The following is a 17,209-nucleotide window of genomic DNA, read 5'->3' as shown; positions in this document are numbered from 1 at the left end:
TAGCACAAGATTTTACACTAAGGAAGACAAATTTTAATTTTTATAATAGCCGATAGAAAGTCGAACATTCATTTGTTCGGCTTTTTTGTTGGATAACCTTTATCTTTGCATATAATTTCAGCAAAATGAATCTGTACAATCTTATTATTCAAGACAAAGAAGAAGTTAGCCTTAATGATGTTTTCCTTGATCCCCAAAATAAAGAACAGCTTGTACAGCTTATTAAAGAAAATACATTTTCCAAAGAGCTTCTGGAATACGGACTTCCGGTAAACAACAAAATTCTTCTTCAGGGAAGTTCTGGCTGCGGAAAAACAATGACCGCAAAAGCCGTTGCCAATGCTTTGGGAAAAAGCATCATCATCCTGAATTTAAGCAATATCGTTTCCTCCAGAATCGGGGAAACTTCCCAGAATATTAAAATGATCTTTGATAAAGCGGCAAGAGAAAGATCCGTCCTGTTCCTTGATGAGCTCGACCAGATCGGGAAAGCAAGAGGGAGCGATGATAAAGATGTTGGCGAAATGAGACGTCTCGTAAATACTCTTATTCAGTTGATTGATTATTTTCCGGAAAACGCCCTGCTTTTGTGTGCGACAAACCATCCTGAAATCATTGACACGGCTTTATTAAGACGTTTTCAGCTTAAAATAGATTATGCACTGCCTTCAAAACAATTTTTAGATGATTTTTATGGCGATTTACTGATGAAGTTTCCGGCAGATTTAAGAAATATAGACAGGAAATATGATGTTTCTTTTGCTGAGGCGAAAGATCATGCTTTTACGTTGGTGAAAGGGAATTTGATTAAATCATTGGAAGCTAAAACGGAAAAGATATAGTGTGCTAAATGAAATCAGGATTTTTTTCAGTTTTTCTGATGTTTTTGCTTTCGTGCTCTGAAAAATATAGTGGAGAAATTACTTTTAAAAACTGTAAAGTCAACTATCCTTTACATGATGAGGAAAAAGAAAGAAAAATTAATGATGAAGCTGTTACAAATCAATGGGAGTATGAGTCTGCTTTGCGCGAATTAGCACTTTGTTTGTGTTATGAATACGATCGGAAACCTACTAAGGAAATCAAAGATAAGATTATTGAAATCTACAAGTATAAATTTGAATATTATAACAGAAATGATTCTTTTGAGAAAATAAATTTTGATTCTATTTTAATGAATAGGAAAAGAATTTTTGATCCGGCAATGATCGTTGATTAATAAGATATTGTTTTATATTTGGAATTTATAAATTTAAATTTCAAATAAAACTTTAACCTTATGAAAACCAAAAGCCTGTTTGTCGCTTTATCTCTATTTACGTTCAACTCTGTATTTTCTCAAAAAATCTTTAATGCTATTGAAAGTCAGGACATCGAAAAGGTAACAAAATTATTGGAGAAAGGAGAAAATATAAACCAAAAATCAAAAGAAGATGGTTTAACGCCTTTATATTCTGCAGTAGGAACAGGAAACGTAAAACTGGTTGAACTTTTAATAAAAAAAGGCGCCGATGTTAATACGCCTTTAGAAAGCACCGCAACTCCGCTGAATTTTGCTTCTCAGGAAGGATTTGTAAAGATTGTAGAATTACTTCTCAGCAATAAAGCAAATCCAAATTTCCAGGATGTTAACGGATGGACTGCATTACGTTTTGCCACAAGAAATAACAGATTTGAGGTGGTAAAACTTCTAGTCGAAAATAAAGCTACGGTAGACTCCAGAGCAAAAGATCTTGCAACACCTTTCGCAAGCGCAATCAGCAAAGGCTATTTAAATATCGCGGAATATCTTATAAAAAACGGCGCTGATATTAATAATATCGATGCTGATCATGAAACCCCGATTATGTACTGTGCTCAGGGTGGAAATTTGGAAACGGTAAAATTTCTGCTTCAATATAAGCCTGATTTAACAATTAAAAATAAGGACGGCAAAACAGCTTTGGATATGGCAAAAGAGAAAAATAACGCAGAAATTGTTAAGCTTCTACAGTAAAAAATAATATAAATGTTGAAAAAAACAATCCTTATTTTCGGGTATGTTCTTTTAATTTTCAATTCCTGCCAAAATAAATCAGAGGAAGCAAAATCTGCGACAATTGATATTGTTTTTAAAGATAAAGCAGGTCACATGATTACGAAAAGCGAATTAAAAAATACAACAGGAAAAATAAATTATGAAATTATGGATAATAAAAATATTGATCCAACAGCAAGAAAACTGCATACAGAAGCTAGAGAACTCGGGCAGTCAGGAAAGTATGATCTTGCCATTGCGAAACTTGAAGAAACCATAAAAATTCAACCCGACTGGTCATATCCTATCTATGATCTTGCTTTTACATATCTTTTAAAAGGGGATTTCGATAATGCTTTAAAATTTTATAAAAAAACTGATGATCTTTCACCCAAAGGATTTTTCACTACAAAAACAGCTTTATACACTCTTCAGGGTGAACAGTCGGGAAAATTTCCTAAAGGTATCTATTTAGCTTATCTGCAAATAGAATGGACGGATGATAAGGAACAGAAATTAGAAATTACCAAAACCCTGACCGAAAAAGTTCCTGATTTTGCTCCTGCATGGAAAGAGCTTGCTAATCTTATGGATAACAAAGCAGAAAAGTTTAACGCTATTGAACAAGGTCTGTTAAAAAATCCTGATGCAGATACCAAAGGAATTCTGGAAATAAATAAGGCAATTTTATTAGACCAAAATGGAAAAAAGGAAGAAGCCAAAAACCTTTTAGGACATCTGATTTTTTCATCTGATGCTACCACAGCCAACATTGAGCTTGCAAAATTCACTCTAAACTCAATAACTGAAAAAAAATAGCGGAATGGAATTGAAATTGATCAGAAAAGAAACCGAAGGAAGACAGATTGAAGTATATACAGAATCGAAAAAATTTATCCTTGCCGGTAAGAAAGGTGATGTTAAAAATAGGCTTGAGAATTATGGAGCCGTAGTGAAAAAATTTAATAAAGAGCAGGATATTTATTTGCTGATTGGTCGGGATTTTTTTGTTTCCGGTAATTACAGTTACATCAACCGCAACTATCTTTTTGAAGATGAACTGCTGGAAAATCACTTGTCACTCAGCTTTTTCCCGAATCTTAAAAGAGATTTCTACAACATGATCCGAAGTCTGCTTCAGCGTGAAGATCTTTACATCCACTATTTTTCGATCGGAAAACCTCTAAGCAATGAGGATTTTGAAAAATATGAGAAAAAATTAAAACGGAAAATTCCTTCGGCTGTCAAAGAGTTTTACAGCCTATTCGGTCACATTCAAATTTTATGGGATTATAAGGAACCTTACGTGGACAGAAGAGTAAGAGCGGGCAAAGCTTGGAATTTAGATGCTTATGATAATCACATCGGCTCCATTCAGATACTGCCTTTAAAAACGGTTTTGTTTGAAAAATGGGAAGAGCATTTCGATGTGGATGATGACCTGAAAATATTTGATTTTTATTCGGAGTACAATATGATTGCTTTAGATCTTAATTCTGATGACGATCCAACCGTGTATAAAGGAGATAACTACGGCAATTCTTTTACAGACCATTCAACAATGAGCTTTACTGATTATGTTTCTTTAACTTTAAATCTCCACGGCTTGAGAGAAAGAGGAGGTTATTTTGTACATTTTTCCAGCAATAATCATTCAAAGACCAAATTAGGAGATGCGATTAAAAAATCATCTGAAATACCTTCACGATAAATTGAAAATCTTAGAATTATATAAAAGTTTTCATTAAATAATAGCTGAAATTAAACATTTTTAATACTTTAGGGCTCTAAATTTAAAACTAATACCATGGCAATCAATTTTGCATCAGAAGAAGAGAAAAACGGTTTCTGGGAACTTTCTAATACCATTCAGGCAGGAAACTATGAAGAAGCTTTAAATCTTTCTAAAAATTTACTTGAAAGATTTCCTGGCAATAAAGCGGTCTACCATAACCAGATCGGCGCAATGATCTATCTTTCCAAGAATGATTACTGGGGCGCAACATCGAACTATACCAAAGCTTTAGAATATGTTTTTGATGCGGATGTATGTGAAGATAATATCTGGGAATCTGCGGTAGATTCTTATAAATTCCTTATCGACAGTGAAGAAGGTTTCTGCTCACTGATGATTAAAGACACGCACGAATTTATTGCCGCCAATGATTTAATTAAAAAATACGAAAATCTTTTCCCGAATGGAAAATATGCTGATGAAGCTAAAGAACTCAATTACATTTTTAATTTGACAAAGGAATTGCAGGAAAAGAATAATCATACTTCTTCGGCATTGAAGCAAAACTATTCGGAAAACTATCCGGATGGAAAGTATCGCGAAGTGGTGACGGCTTTGTGTGAAATAATTGATAATAATACGTAATATATTTTATGTAAAAATTATTAGTAATAACAATTCAGAGATATCATCAATGTGAATATTTTACCTGAAGATCATTTTTCATTTGACTTGGGAAATGATGAAAATTGGACAGGAAATTCGTCTCACTTACCGGAGGATATGGAGAAGTATATAAATATTACTTGTTTTGAAATTGGTTATAATAAATTTGAGACTTTACCGGATAGTATTTTTAGAAGTTTATTGAAACTTGAGGAAATTTATATTAATAATAATAGAATTAAAGAAATCCCAAAATCTATAGGTTTATTAAAAGAACTTGAAATTTTAACGATAAACGATAACCCTATAAGATCAATACCAATTGAGCTTACAGAGTGCGATAATTTAGAAAGTTTTGCAGCAATTAATTGTGAATTAGAATCACTTCCTGAAGAGTTTGGAAACCTGAGTAATTTGAGGTCTTTATTACTAAGTGAAAATAATATTAGATGGTTACCAATATCAATTTGTAATTTGAAAAAATTACATCGTCTAGAATTGAGAGATAATAAACTAACCCATTTGCCGGATAATTTTTTTAATCTATTAAATTTAAGACAATTAGACTTGAAAGGGAATAATATAGAAAAAAATGAATTGGATAAATTGCAAAAAGCGCTTCCAAATTGTCAGATAAAAATATAGATTACTTATCTGGTTTCCAGTCTTATTAAATTATAACGAGATTGCTTCGTCGCTTCGCTCCTCGCAATGACATAAAAATCCCTCTCATCACTGAAAGGGATTTACTGTATCTAAAACTTTTAATTACATATAAGCTTCAATCGGCTCACAGGTACAAACTAAGTTTCTGTCTCCATAAGCTTCGTCCACTCTGGAAACTGTAGCGAAGAATTTGTGGTCTCTTACCCAATCTAAAGGATAAGCTGCCTTTTCTCTGCTGTATGGTTTATCCCAAGAATCGGAGATTACCAATTGTTCCGTGTGAGGAGCGTTTTTCAATACGTTGTTAGCTGCATCTGCTTCACCGTTTGCAATCTCATCAATTTCCTGTTTGATTGAAATTAAAGCTTCAGCAAAACGGTCAATTTCAGATTTGCTTTCAGATTCAGTCGGTTCAATCATTAAAGTTCCTGCAACCGGGAAAGAAACGGTAGGAGCGTGGAAGCCATAGTCCATCAATCTTTTCGCTACATCGGCAACTTCAATTCCTAAAGATTTGAACTGTCTGAAATCTACGATACATTCGTGGGCAACTCTTCCGTTTTCGTTTGAATATAAAATCGGGAAATGTTCTGCTAAAATTTCTTTTAAATAATTAGCATTTAAAATAGCGTGCTCCGTTGATTTTTTCAATCCTGAATTTCCTAGCATTTTAATGTAGGCGTAAGAAATATTCAGAATTAAACCTGAACCGTAAGGCGCTGCTGAAATACCTTCAATCGCGTCTTTAGATCCGATTCTGATATTGGCATTGGAAGGTAAGAAAGGAACCAAATGTTTAGCCACACAGATCGGGCCAACTCCGGGACCTCCTCCTCCGTGAGGAATTGCGAAAGTTTTGTGTAAGTTTAAGTGACAAACGTCTGCTCCGATGTTTCCGGGACTTGTATATCCAACCTGAGCGTTCATGTTCGCTCCGTCCATATAAACCTGCCCTCCGTGTTCGTGGATCAAAGCTGTAATTTCTTTAATGTTGGCATCGAAGAATCCGTATGTAGACGGATATGTGATCATTACACAGGAAAGATTTTCAGAATGCTGTTCTGTTTTTGCTTTTAAATCTTCGAAATCGATTTCTCCGTTCTCAAGGTTTTTAACCACAACAATTTTCATTCCTGCCATTGCCGCAGAAGCAGGGTTGGTTCCGTGTGCAGACTGAGGAATTAAAACCACATTTCTGTGACCTTCACCTCTTGAAATGTGATATTCTCTGATGACCATCAGTCCTGCGTATTCTCCCTGAGCTCCGGAATTTGGCTGAAGAGAAGTTCCTGCGAAACCTGTAATTTCAGCTAAATCTTTCTCCAGTTCACGGATCATTTCCTGATAACCTCCCGCTTGGTCAACCGGTACAAACGGATGAACAGAACCCCAATTGTCCCATGAAAGCGGTAACATCTGCGTTGCGGCGTTCAGTTTCATCGTACAGGAACCTAAAGAAATCATTGAGTGGGTCAATGATAAATCTTTTCTTTCAAGACGCTTGATGTAACGCATCAATTCCGTTTCCGTATGGTATTTGTTGAATACTTCTTCCGTAAGAATTTCGTCTTTTCTTAAATTCTCTTCCGGAATGCTGTATCCTTCTTTAATTTCTAATTTGAAAGTCTGCTTGTCTTTGAACTGGGCAAAAGAAGCCATCAGATAATTTAACTTATCCAATGTTGTACTTTCGTTGATCGCAATACTTACAACCCCTTCCGTGAAGTAGTTTAAGTTTAATTTGTGATCAAGCATCATTCTCATCAGTCTTCCTTTCTCATCTTCATTCATCGTGATTTTTACCGTATCAAAGATCGGCTCTTCCACGATTTCATATCCTAAAGCTTTCAGACCTCCCTTCAAAGCGTTGGCTTTGAAATGAATCTGATCTGCGATATAATTTAATCCTTTCGGACCGTGATAAACAGCGTACATTCCTGCCATAACTGCCAAAAGAACCTGGGCGGTACAGATGTTTGAAGTCGCTCTTTCTCTCTTAATGTGCTGTTCTCTCGTCTGTAAAGCCATTCTTAAAGCACGTTTTCCGTACATATCCTGAGAAACCCCGATAATTCTTCCCGGAATATCTCTCTTATAATCTTCCTTACAAGAGAAAAATGCTGCGTGAGGACCGCCATAACCCAATGGAATACCAAATCTCTGCGTTGTTCCCACTGCACAGTCTGCTCCCATTGAAGCCGGAGATTTTAACTTCACCAAAGCCATCGGATCACAGGCAACAACTACCTGAAGATCTAATTTTTTATATTCTACGATGTTTTCTGTATAATCTAAAACAATTCCGTTTTTCCCGGGATATTGTAATAAAACTCCGAAGTAAGAACCGTCAAACTCATGCGTTTTGTGATCTCCTTCTACAATTTCGATCTCAAGACCTTCTGCTTTTGTTTTTAATACAGAAACCGTTTGAGGAAGAACAAGATCGGAAACGAAGAACTTGTTTGCTCCCGCTTTTTTCTGATCCTTCGTTCTGTTATTGAAGAACATATGCATTGCTTCTGCAGCCGCAGTAGATTCATCCAGCAATGAAGCGTTTGCCAGAGCAAAACCTGTAAGATCACACACAACAGTCTGGAAATTAAGAAGAGCTTCCAGTCTTCCCTGTGCGATTTCCGCCTGATATGGAGTGTAAGCGGTGTACCAGCTCGGATTTTCAAAGATATTTCTCTGAATAGCCGATGGCAGCAACGTGTTGTGATATCCGAACCCGATGTAGCTTGTATAATCAGTGTTTTTCGATGCTAATTCCTTAGAATGGATCAGCATTTCGTATTCTGAAAGCGGTTCTGAGATTTCAAGATCTTTTTCTAAACGGATAGAAGAAGGGATGGTTTGAGAGAGAAGCTCCTCGATACTTGAAACGCCAACTTTTTCCAGCATTGCCTGTTTATCGGCTTCATTTAAGGAAATGTGACGGCTCACAAACTGTTCTGTATTCATTTTTATTTATTAGATTTTGTTTGTAAAAAAGATTCGTAAAATTACGATTTTTTAGAAAATTGTACAACTAAATTAAAATCATAAATAAATAATATAAAGTATTTTAACTTATTTAAAATTAAAGCCTTTTTGTTGATTTATTGAACATAAAATCTGTTAAAAAAAGCAGTTGAGAATAAATTTTACTGCCAGTTAAATTTTCTAAAATTTAAAAATAATCAATATTACAAGTACTTATTTTTAAACTCACCAGGTTTTATAATTATTTAAATGTTAAATTTTCCAAATCTGTTTACGGAAATTCATAATATTATCAATTAAAAAATCCTCCAAAATTTAAATTTGGAGGATCTATTTATAGTAAGGCAATGTTAATTTATTGAAGGTTAGGCTGTTTTATCAAATCTTCAATCTTCAAAATAACATCATCAATATCAAAAGGTTTTGGGATAAAAACATCCGCTTTGCATGAGTTTACAACGTTTGCCGCTTTTGCATGAGCGCTGATAATCATTACGGGAATATGAGAGGTTGCGGGATTTTCTTTGATCTGGTTGCATAAATCTGTTCCCAAACCATCCGGTAATTTCACATCCATGATAAAAATATCGGGAACTACGGATTGATCTCTGTTGTTAAATGCTTCAGCATTGGCGAAAGAACGAACGTCATAATTCTCAAATGACAGGAGTAGCTGCAATGCATCTCTGATGCCTGTCTCATCTTCAACGATAAAAATTGTTTTCATATCCGTTGCATCGCAAAAACAAAGCCAATCTTAAACGAAATCTTAAATTAATGAAAAATTGAAGATCAATTTTATCTGATTCGGAATAAATTGATTAACAATATTCATCGATATAAGTTATTTTCTTAAAGGAATACTTTTTGTAATCTCTGAGACAGAAAATCACAACTTAAAGTATATGAAAAACTACATTCTACCCATTTTAGCTTTACTCACGTTGAGCTGCAAAGAAAATAAAACAGAAAAAACAGAGGGCAATACTGCCGTTACCAAAACCGATACGCTGAAGCTTCCTGCACCGGATGAAAAAAACAGCAAGACAAAATTCAGCAACGTATTGGGATGGTCTAAAGGAAAAGCGCCTGTTGCTCCTGAAGGATTTACCGTGACAAGATTTGCAGAAAATATTAAAAGCCCCAGAAATATGATTCAGGCTGAGAATGGAGACGTATTTGTGGTGTTGTCTAATTCTGAACGTACTGTTTCGGAGAAAATTAAAAATGACATCAGTGGTAAGAGTGATGCTGAAGTAGACGGAAAATCTGCCAACCGAATAATCCTTTACCGCGATGCCAACAAAGATGGTATTCCGGAATCTTCCAGCGTATTTTTAGCCAATTTAAATCAGCCATACGGAATGCTCATCATTAATGATCAGTTTTATGTTGCCAATACAGACGGATTATGGGTATATCCTTACAAACTGGGAGATACGAAGATTACAAAACCGGGAAAAAAGATCGTAAATCTTCCTGCGGGTGGATACAACAATCACTGGACAAGAAATCTCATTGCCAATAAAGATCTGTCTAAAATTTATATTTCTGTAGGATCGGGAAGCAATGTAGGGGAGAACGGAATGGATAAAGAGGTGAGAAGAGCCAATATTTTAGAAGTAAATCCCGACGGAAGCGGTGAGAAAATTTATGCAGCAGGTCTCAGAAATCCTGTCGGGATGAGTTGGAATCCTGTAACTGGAGATCTCTGGACTGTTGTAAATGAAAGAGATGAATTGGGAGACGATTTAGTTCCGGATTATCTTACCGGTGTAAAACAGAATGCTTTTTACGGTTGGCCGTATTCTTACTTCGGTAAAAACGAAGATCCGCGAAGAAAAGGAGAAAGACCCGATCTTGTACAGAAAACAATAGTTCCAGATGTACCTTTGGGAAGCCATACCGCATCTTTAGGTTTAACATTTTATACAAGTTCTCAGTTTCCGGAAAAATATAAAAACGGAGCTTTTATAGGACAGCACGGATCATGGAACCGCTCATCTTTGGTAGGTTATCAGGTTGCTTTTGTCCCTTTTAAAAACGGAAAACCTTCCGGTTCATATCAGCCTTTTCTTACAGGTTTTATAGCAAATGAAGCAAAAGGAGATGTGTACGGAAGACCGGTTGGTGTTTTGCAGATGGCAGATGGATCTTTACTGGTCGCAGATGATGTAGGAGGAATCGTCTGGAGAGTATCTCGTAAAAATTAATGAAATTCAATAGAGTGTCAGAAAGCAGTCATTCAGGGCTGCTTTTTATTAACCATATTGTTTTCATAGCAAGTAAAAATAAATAGAGCCTGAATGATCAAGCTCTATTTATTTGATTTAAAAGTTCTTTTACCTTCCGTAAAATATTTTACAATGCTTTGCTGTTAAGATTGGTATCTGCAACTTTTGTAAGCAGCTCATCACACTTTTTTTCTTCTTCCAAAGTACTTAAAAGATGCTGAAGACAGTCTTTTTCTTCCAATACTTTTGCGAAGGCTGCCAAAGTTCCGTACGTTGCAATTTCGTAATGTTCCACTTTCTGTGCTGCGGCAATAATTCCGGCATCTCTTACAGCTCCCGGTTCTGTTTCTTCAATAATGCTTTTTCCTTCATCCAGTAAACCCTGCATCGCATCACATTTTTTAGCCTGAGCTTTTTTGCCTAAAGCTTTGAAACATTCTTCCAGTCTTTCCACATGACCTTCGGTTTCAACTATATGATTTTCTATTGCTTTTTTCAGTTTTTCATGCGTTGCATTCTTCATCATGGTAGGCAACGCTTTCAGTAAAGCTTTTTCTGCCCAGTAAATGTCTTTCAAAGAATCTTCAAAAAGATCTTTTAGCTCTTTTGCCGCGTTTTTCTTTGCCGGAGTTTTAGAGGTTGCTTTTGTTGAAGTTTTCGAGGTTGCCTTTGTTGGAGTTTTGGCATTTGATTTTGCTGCGTTTTTTGCTGGTGCTGATTTTTTCGCAGGTGTTTTTTTAGTTGCGGTTTTTGTTTCCATAATATAATATTTTAGTGTTTGGTTGCTGGTGAATCTGCAACTATAAGACCACTTTGGCTCAAAACACACAACTGTGGTATGAAAAGATCAGACAAAGATTTTTCTGTTGATGATTTTCAGATATTCCTCTTTTTCCAGCTTTTTCACAGCTCTCACCACTGTTTCAACTCTTAAGGCGGTAATAGCGGCAATTTGCTGTCGGGTTAGCGGAACTTCGTAGGAATATTTCGACTGGTCTTCATAAAAACTTTTATGATAATCTAAAACGCCTACGATTCGTGTTTCCGGACGAAGAGACGAATTGTTTTCCAGCATAATATATTTGTAATAAAGTCTTTCGGACAAGAATTTGTTGATGTCTCTTGAAATTTCAGGATTTTCGTCAAGAAGCTTTACGAAATTTTGTTTTGAAAGTCTTAATCCAGTACATTTTTCAAAAGTAACGGCATTTACTGGATAGGTCTGATCAATGAACAGCAAAAGTTCGCATACACTCAGTCCTTTGTCCAGAATGGCAAGAATAAGTTCCCTGCCTTCATCATTATAATGGTTCAGTTTTATTCTGCCTTCTACAACCTGATAATAATACTTCGGTTTTTCCCCTTCATTAAAAATGGTTTGATGGCGATCGAAAGTTTCTTCTTCTGCGCCATAGTGGAGTAAAAGTTCTTCTGATATTAGTATATATAAGATTTTGTGATGATAATGGTATTGGCGGAAGCGGATTAATTAAATTTAAAAATAAAAAAATCGTACCATTATAAAGAATATCACAATTTCTGTTATCTGATTGGGAAAATTATGCTAAGGTTCAGACATTTATTTTTTCTATGTGAATGTATAACTCCGCATAAAACTTTCAAACAAAACAAAAATGTCTGAAAGTTTTTACGAATTTTAAAGTTTGTTGGTAGAATATATTTATGAATGCCTTTTTTGGGCAACCAAATCCATTACTTTTCCAATATCTTCATTTCTGTACTCCGAGTATACGTGCGAATGAAAATCATTCAGTTTTCTGAGCAATTCCAGAAGTTCGGTTTTTTCTTTGTTTTCCAGTTTTCCGGCAAGAATTCTCGACGTCATATTTACCTTTTCAACGGAACGGTGGAAATAATCTTCACCTTTTTCGGTGATGTTGAGACGCTTGCTTCTTTTGTCTTCGCTGTCGTTCTTTTCTTCGATTAAGCCATATTCCAGAAGACGTTTGATGATTTGGGTTCCCGTCTGTTTTTCGTGCCCGTTTCTTTCAATGAGTTGAATTTTAGTCAGATTCGGTTCATCTTTCAGTCGGTAGAGATAGGTAAATTCTTCATTGGCGAGTTCAGGAAAATCATTCAGTCCCTTTCTAATTAATTGTTTAGAATATCGTCCCAAAAGCAGAACCTGTTTGCAGATTTCATTTTCTGTGAAAGAAACCTGATGCTGTTCATTTTTAAAAAGCTTGGTCGGACTCTCTTTTCTGTATTTTTTATCATTCAGCCAAAGACGGAAATCCTCGACCGTAGAGTGAGGTTTATAAGCTTCGGAATTTTCAAATTCTTTAACCTGATGCAGCAAATCAATGAAAAAATCAGTATTCATAGTGCAAATTTAATCTAAGTATTTTAAATATTTTTTATAATCTAATAAAGAGGTTTAAGAATCTAAATCCTCCAACGCTCCAACTCTCAAACCCTCCAACTCTCCAACCCTAAAACCCCTAAAACTCTCCAACCCTAAAGCTTAACACTTCCCATTCCGCCATCAATTCCGAAAACCTGTCCTGTGATCCACGAAGATTTATCCGAAACAAGGAAAGCCGTCATTTCCGCAATTTCTTCAGCCGTTCCCACTCTTTGCAACGGATGTCTTTTTGCAGAGGCTTCTCTTTTTTCAGGCGTTGCTAAAAGCTGTGATGCTAAATTCGTATCCGTTAAAGAAGGTGCAATCGCATTCACTCTGATTTTCTGAGCCGAAAATTCCGCCGCCAGACTTTTCGTAAGACCTTCCACTGCATTTTTGCTCGCCGCAATCGAAGCGTGAAAAGGCATCCCCAGTTTTGCCGCAACGGAACTGAAAAGCACAATAGCGGCACTTTCCGACTTTTTAAGATTCGGCAACAGTTTCTGAATAATTTTAACCGCTCCCAAAACATTGATCTCAAAATCATTCTTAAAATCATCCACAGAAAGCCGGTTAAAAGGTTTTAAATTAATACTTCCCGGTGCATAAACCAATCCATCCACCACTTCAGGGAAAGTAATTTCATCTAAATTTCCCGAAAGAATATCCACTGCATGAAATTCAATATTCGGATGATTCAGTTCAGGATTTTCCGTTCTGGAAATTCCAATGATTTTGTGTTGTTCTGCAAGAATTTTTGCCGTTGCTAATCCGATTCCCTTTCCGCAACCGATGATGACGATATTTTTCATAATTTTTATTTTTTTGAACACTAAGCTCACTAAGTTTTTTTTATTACAATTGTTTTAAGTTTCACGAAGGCGTTTCACTCAAAGAAGTATTTCCGCATTGTCATACCAAGCTTGTTTGCTTTTTTGCAAAACTTTTTACCAATTAATTCTTTTGTTTCTTTTAACTACATTGAATTTTCGATTTCAGTTAGCAAAGCTGTAAATTCAATTGCGTCGGGCTTTAGCCCGATGAAAAGTTGTATTTTCAAAAGGCTTTAGCCGAAATTTATTATTAATTTTGGCTAAAGCCAATCAATTTTTTTCTTTTTGTAAACGGGTTAAAACCCGTTCTTATTGATATTGAATCCTTTTTTGCTCTTTTGAAGACACTCTATCTTCAAACAATTTTTTTGTGTCTTTTGCGGTTAAATTAACTACCTTTTCGAGATTTTATTATTGCTGATAATTCTCTGTCTGCTGCATTTAAAGCGATCGATTTCTTCGCTTCTTTTTTTCAGATGTTTTTGGCTTACTCTCGAATTCACTCTTTTTCTCCAAAGCTTAAAACTCGATTCCTTCAGTTCTGAACGCATCAGTTCAATTACTTCCGATTCACTGATTCCAAACTGGAATTTTATCGCTTCAAACGGCGTTCGGTCTTCCCACGCCATTTCTATGATTCTGTCGATCTCTTTTATGTTGAGGTTTTTATTCATTTTTTTTGATTTTTAACGCAAAGTCCGCAAAGATTTTTCTTTAAAACTTTGAAAATATTTTTTGTTCGCAAAGGCGTTTCACTCAGCAAAGTCTTTTTATAGAATCTTTTTTGCTCTTTTGAAAACTTTTTACCAATCAATTCTTTTGTGTCTTTTGTGGTTAAAATATCATTTCAGATTTTCAATAAATTCCTTCGCCGTTTTAAAATGCTGTTTTCGTTTTTCTTCCGGCATTTTCTCCAGTGTTCTCAGCATCATTCCCAATCTTGGATTTTGTGCAAAAAAATCTTGATGGTTATTAATAAAGTTCCAAAACAGAGCATCCCATTTTTCATTCCATTCTCCATCCGGATAATCGCTCATTTTTTTAATATAATTGCTTCCGCTGATGTACGGTTTCGTGCTCATCTTTCCGCCGTCTGAAAAACTGCTCATCCCATACACATTCGGAACCATCACCCAATCGTAAGAATCGATGAACATTTCCATAAACCATTGGTACACTTCATCAGGATCGAACTGAGCAAGATTCATAAAGTTGGCAAAAATCATCAGTCGTTCGATGTGATGGGCATAGCCGGTTTTCAGGATTTTCTGGAGCGAACTGTCAATCGGGCGGATTCCTGTTTTCGCGGTGTAAAAAGATTCCGGAAGTTTTTGCTTGTGTTTCCAGTAATTTTTATTCCGCTGATACGTTCCCTGATAAACATAAACCCCGCGAACAAATTCTCTCCAACCCAAAATCTGGCGGACAAAACCTTCCAGAGAATTCACCGGAATATCGTGATCTTTTGCAAACGAAATCGCTTTTTCCAGCACATTTTCAGGCGTTAAAAGTCCGACGTTCATTAATGGAGAAAGCACACTGTGATGCAGAAAATGTTCCTTTTCCACGATGCTGTCCTCGTAAACGCCAAATTCCAGAAAGCGGTTTTCAAGAAACTGTTCCAGCCAATTTTCCGCTTCCTTAAAAGTAGTCGGGTAGAGCTGTTCATCCGTAAGCGTTCCGTAATTCTTTGCAAAATGCTTTTCGGTATATTGTTTTGCTTCCTCGTAAAATTCATTGTTTTTTGGGAAATGAATCGCGGGCGCTTTTTTATTTTTCGGATATTTTTTCCGGTTTTCGGTGTCGTACGTCCATTTTCCGCCCAAAGGTTTTCCGGCTTTCATCAGGATATTTCGGGTAATTCTCTGCTGCTTATAAAAATCAGTCTGATGACAGGCTTTTTTACCTTCAAAATAATCTTTCAGGTCTTCTTTGCTGTTGATGAAAAGCGGACTATCCAAAATTTCGAGTTCCAGTTTTGTTTCCTTTAATCTTTTTTCCAGCCAGTTGTCGCAAACATCCGTTGTTTTTATCGTTGTAAAATTTTCTTTTTCAAGTTTCGGAATTAAATTTCGGATGTCGCTGAATTTCGATGAACTTTCAACATATTCAACTTCAAAACCTGCCTTTTTTAATTCACTTTCATAAAATTTCATTGTCGAACGGTGAAACGCAATCTTCTGTTGATGAAATAAATACTGCTTAAAAAACAAAAATTCCTCTATCAAAAATACAGGCTGACTTTTATCCAGATAATCCGTATCCTCAAAAAGCTGATGCGGAAAAATCAATTGGGCGGTATGTTTTACTGTTTTAGCCATAATTTTCTGAATTCTTGGTTAGAATCATACATTTCTGCCTGTTTTTCAGGGTTGAAAGTTCGGTCACGGTTGTCATTTCCGACTCCGGCGAGATACATCCAGTTGCCATAATTGCTGTGAACATCGTAATCAATCAGCATTTCCTCAAAATAAGCCGCTCCAATTCTCCAGTCCTGTTTCACAATTTTGCAGAAATAGGAAGCTACATTTTGACGACCGCGATTGCTCATCCAGCCTGTATTTTTCAGTTCGAGCATATTGGCATTCACGAAATCGGAATCCGTTTCTCCATCCTTCCATTTTTGAATCAATGTTTTATTTTTTTCCGCGAAATATTTTTGATGATTAATTCCGCTTTTCCAGAAAATCAAATCTTTATACTGTAAAGAAACATATCTGAAAAAATCCCTCCAAAGCAGCTCAAAAATCAACCAATACGTTGAATCGTTGGCTCCGAATTCTTCCTCATATTTTTTTATCTCGTGGTAAATGGTTACCGCAGAAAGGCTTCCATCCGACAGCCAAGCCGAAAATTTCGAACTGTAATCTGTTCCCATCAAACCGTTTCGGGTTTGCTTGTACTGACTCAGATTCTGTGTTTCCGAGAAATAATGATGCAATCTTTTCAATGCTTCATTTTCTCCGCCCGAAAAGGGAAAAGCAGTTCTTTCGTCCGTTTCAAAATCTTCAAAACCGAGCGATTTTAACGAAATGGTATCACTTTTAAAATGAATTTCCGGTTTATCGTACATCAAATCTTCCGATTCAAATTCAGGGCGGATCAGCAGATTTTTTTCAATTTTTTGTCTGAAAGCGCTAAAAAGCATCGGAATTTTATCCAAAGTTTTAAAAACAAAAAGCGGATGAACCAAAAACTGTGAATACGATTTTTCCCAAATGGCGCTTGGAATTATTTTTTCAATTTTAGCTTGTAAATCAACTTCTTCCTTAGTCCATTCTTCCTGACAGAAAATCTTCACAATTTCAAATTCCTCAGAAATTTCTTTAAAAACGTCTTCCGTTTTGCCGTATTTAACTAAAAAAGGAATCTTCTGTTTCGCTAAATTTTGCTTTAAATTTTCTACACTTTCCAGCAAAAATTTTGCACGGTATTTTCCGATTTTTCTGAAGCCGAACTGTTTTTGAGCAAAAAATTCAGCGTCAAAAACATACACCGCAACAAAAGGTAACTCTTCCTGCATCACATTGTATAAGGATTCTGAATCTCTTGTTCTTAAATCTTTGGTGAACCAGAGGATGTTGATTTTTTGTTTTTTCGGCATCTTTCGCTGCAATATTTTACTTCGTCCCAGTTTTTTTTCCACTTTTTCCGCCAGTTGAAGGGCAGTCCGCAGACTTCACAGATTTTGGAAGGTAATCCTGAAGGCAT

The 17,209-nt window shown here is 35.9% G+C and carries 18 protein-coding genes; 8 read left to right on the top strand and 10 right to left on the bottom strand.

All coding sequences use genetic code 11. From position 1 onward, the window contains the following. Window positions 1-125: 125 nt before the first annotated feature. The 7 genes from QWT87_RS05390 to QWT87_RS05360 all read left to right on the top strand — a co-directional run bounded on the left by QWT87_RS05390 (window position 126) and on the right by QWT87_RS05360 (window position 5,063). Entirely contained in the window at window positions 126-842 is a 717-nt protein-coding gene (locus QWT87_RS05390; RefSeq protein ID WP_337250570.1) for an AAA family ATPase, read from the top strand. Window positions 843-850: 8 nt separating this feature from the next. Further along, on the top strand, window positions 851-1,219 hold the full coding sequence (locus tag QWT87_RS05385; RefSeq protein ID WP_302714449.1) for a hypothetical protein: 369 nt from the start codon (window positions 851-853) through the stop codon (window positions 1,217-1,219). Window positions 1,220-1,279: 60 nt separating this feature from the next. After that, complete coding sequence (locus tag QWT87_RS05380; protein WP_302714447.1) at window positions 1,280-1,996, top strand: ankyrin repeat domain-containing protein; 717 nt, start codon at window positions 1,280-1,282, stop codon at window positions 1,994-1,996. 12 nt (window positions 1,997-2,008) lie between these two features. Continuing rightward, complete coding sequence (locus tag QWT87_RS05375) at window positions 2,009-2,836, top strand: tetratricopeptide repeat protein (protein WP_302714445.1); 828 nt, start codon at window positions 2,009-2,011, stop codon at window positions 2,834-2,836. Window positions 2,837-2,840: 4 nt separating this feature from the next. Further along, entirely contained in the window at window positions 2,841-3,728 is an 888-nt protein-coding gene (locus tag QWT87_RS05370) for an SMI1/KNR4 family protein (RefSeq protein ID WP_302714443.1), read from the top strand. A 96-nt stretch (window positions 3,729-3,824) separates the two neighbouring features. After that, window positions 3,825-4,397, top strand: a complete 573-nt coding sequence (locus tag QWT87_RS05365) for a hypothetical protein (RefSeq protein ID WP_302714442.1) — start codon at window positions 3,825-3,827, stop codon at window positions 4,395-4,397. Between the two features lie 51 nt (window positions 4,398-4,448). Next, window positions 4,449-5,063: a leucine-rich repeat domain-containing protein gene (locus tag QWT87_RS05360; RefSeq protein WP_302714440.1), complete on the top strand. Its 615-nt coding sequence runs from the start codon at window positions 4,449-4,451 to the stop codon at window positions 5,061-5,063. A gap of 123 nt (window positions 5,064-5,186) precedes the next feature. Here the strand turns inward: QWT87_RS05360 and gcvP are convergent, their stop codons facing one another. Together gcvP and QWT87_RS05350 are read right to left on the bottom strand one after the other, a co-directional pair. Continuing rightward, window positions 5,187-8,045 (bottom strand): aminomethyl-transferring glycine dehydrogenase, encoded by a 2,859-nt coding sequence (gene gcvP, locus QWT87_RS05355; protein ID WP_302714438.1) that lies wholly within the window; start codon window positions 8,043-8,045, stop codon window positions 5,187-5,189. A gap of 376 nt (window positions 8,046-8,421) precedes the next feature. Further along, the gene (locus QWT87_RS05350) at window positions 8,422-8,793 is read right to left on the bottom strand and encodes a response regulator (protein WP_087710717.1); all 372 of its coding nucleotides are present in this window, start codon (window positions 8,791-8,793) and stop codon (window positions 8,422-8,424) included. Between the two features lie 178 nt (window positions 8,794-8,971). On the opposite strand from QWT87_RS05350, the gene QWT87_RS05345 reads away from it, so the two are divergent. After that, entirely contained in the window at window positions 8,972-10,279 is a 1,308-nt protein-coding gene (locus QWT87_RS05345) for a PQQ-dependent sugar dehydrogenase (protein ID WP_302714435.1), read from the top strand. A 148-nt stretch (window positions 10,280-10,427) separates the two neighbouring features. Here the strand turns inward: QWT87_RS05345 and QWT87_RS05340 are convergent, their stop codons facing one another. The 8 genes from QWT87_RS05340 to QWT87_RS05305 all read right to left on the bottom strand — a co-directional run bounded on the left by QWT87_RS05340 (window position 10,428) and on the right by QWT87_RS05305 (window position 17,209). Then, the gene (locus tag QWT87_RS05340; protein ID WP_302714433.1) at window positions 10,428-11,060 is read right to left on the bottom strand and encodes a YciE/YciF ferroxidase family protein; all 633 of its coding nucleotides are present in this window, start codon (window positions 11,058-11,060) and stop codon (window positions 10,428-10,430) included. 87 nt (window positions 11,061-11,147) lie between these two features. Further along, window positions 11,148-11,738, bottom strand: coding sequence for a Crp/Fnr family transcriptional regulator (locus tag QWT87_RS05335; protein WP_302714640.1), 591 nt, complete (start codon window positions 11,736-11,738; stop codon window positions 11,148-11,150). A 243-nt stretch (window positions 11,739-11,981) separates the two neighbouring features. Further along, complete coding sequence (locus tag QWT87_RS05330) at window positions 11,982-12,644, bottom strand: MarR family winged helix-turn-helix transcriptional regulator (RefSeq protein ID WP_185204811.1); 663 nt, start codon at window positions 12,642-12,644, stop codon at window positions 11,982-11,984. Between the two features lie 134 nt (window positions 12,645-12,778). Further along, complete coding sequence (locus QWT87_RS05325; RefSeq protein ID WP_302714431.1) at window positions 12,779-13,477, bottom strand: SDR family NAD(P)-dependent oxidoreductase; 699 nt, start codon at window positions 13,475-13,477, stop codon at window positions 12,779-12,781. Window positions 13,478-13,890: 413 nt separating this feature from the next. Continuing rightward, window positions 13,891-14,172 (bottom strand): TIGR03643 family protein, encoded by a 282-nt coding sequence (locus QWT87_RS05320; protein WP_302714429.1) that lies wholly within the window; start codon window positions 14,170-14,172, stop codon window positions 13,891-13,893. A gap of 168 nt (window positions 14,173-14,340) precedes the next feature. Then, window positions 14,341-15,819 carry a cryptochrome/photolyase family protein gene (locus QWT87_RS05315; protein WP_302714427.1) on the bottom strand — a complete coding sequence of 493 codons (1,479 nt, stop codon included), beginning with the start codon at window positions 15,817-15,819 and terminating at the stop codon, window positions 14,341-14,343. Then, window positions 15,804-17,102, bottom strand: coding sequence for a DASH family cryptochrome (locus QWT87_RS05310; RefSeq protein ID WP_302714425.1), 1,299 nt, complete (start codon window positions 17,100-17,102; stop codon window positions 15,804-15,806). Before QWT87_RS05310 ends, QWT87_RS05315 begins: the two co-directional genes overlap by 16 nt. Next, window positions 17,054-17,209, bottom strand: a complete 156-nt coding sequence (locus QWT87_RS05305; protein ID WP_082423549.1) for a DUF2256 domain-containing protein — start codon at window positions 17,207-17,209, stop codon at window positions 17,054-17,056. The genes QWT87_RS05310 and QWT87_RS05305 overlap by 49 nt, the downstream gene beginning before the upstream one ends.

The organism is Chryseobacterium urinae, assembly GCF_030518295.1.
In the GTDB taxonomy this organism is placed as follows: Bacteria; Bacteroidota; Bacteroidia; order Flavobacteriales; family Weeksellaceae; genus Chryseobacterium; species Chryseobacterium mucoviscidosis.
Note: the sequence above shows the minus strand (reverse complement) of the source record. Positions and strands in the feature narration are given on the sequence as shown.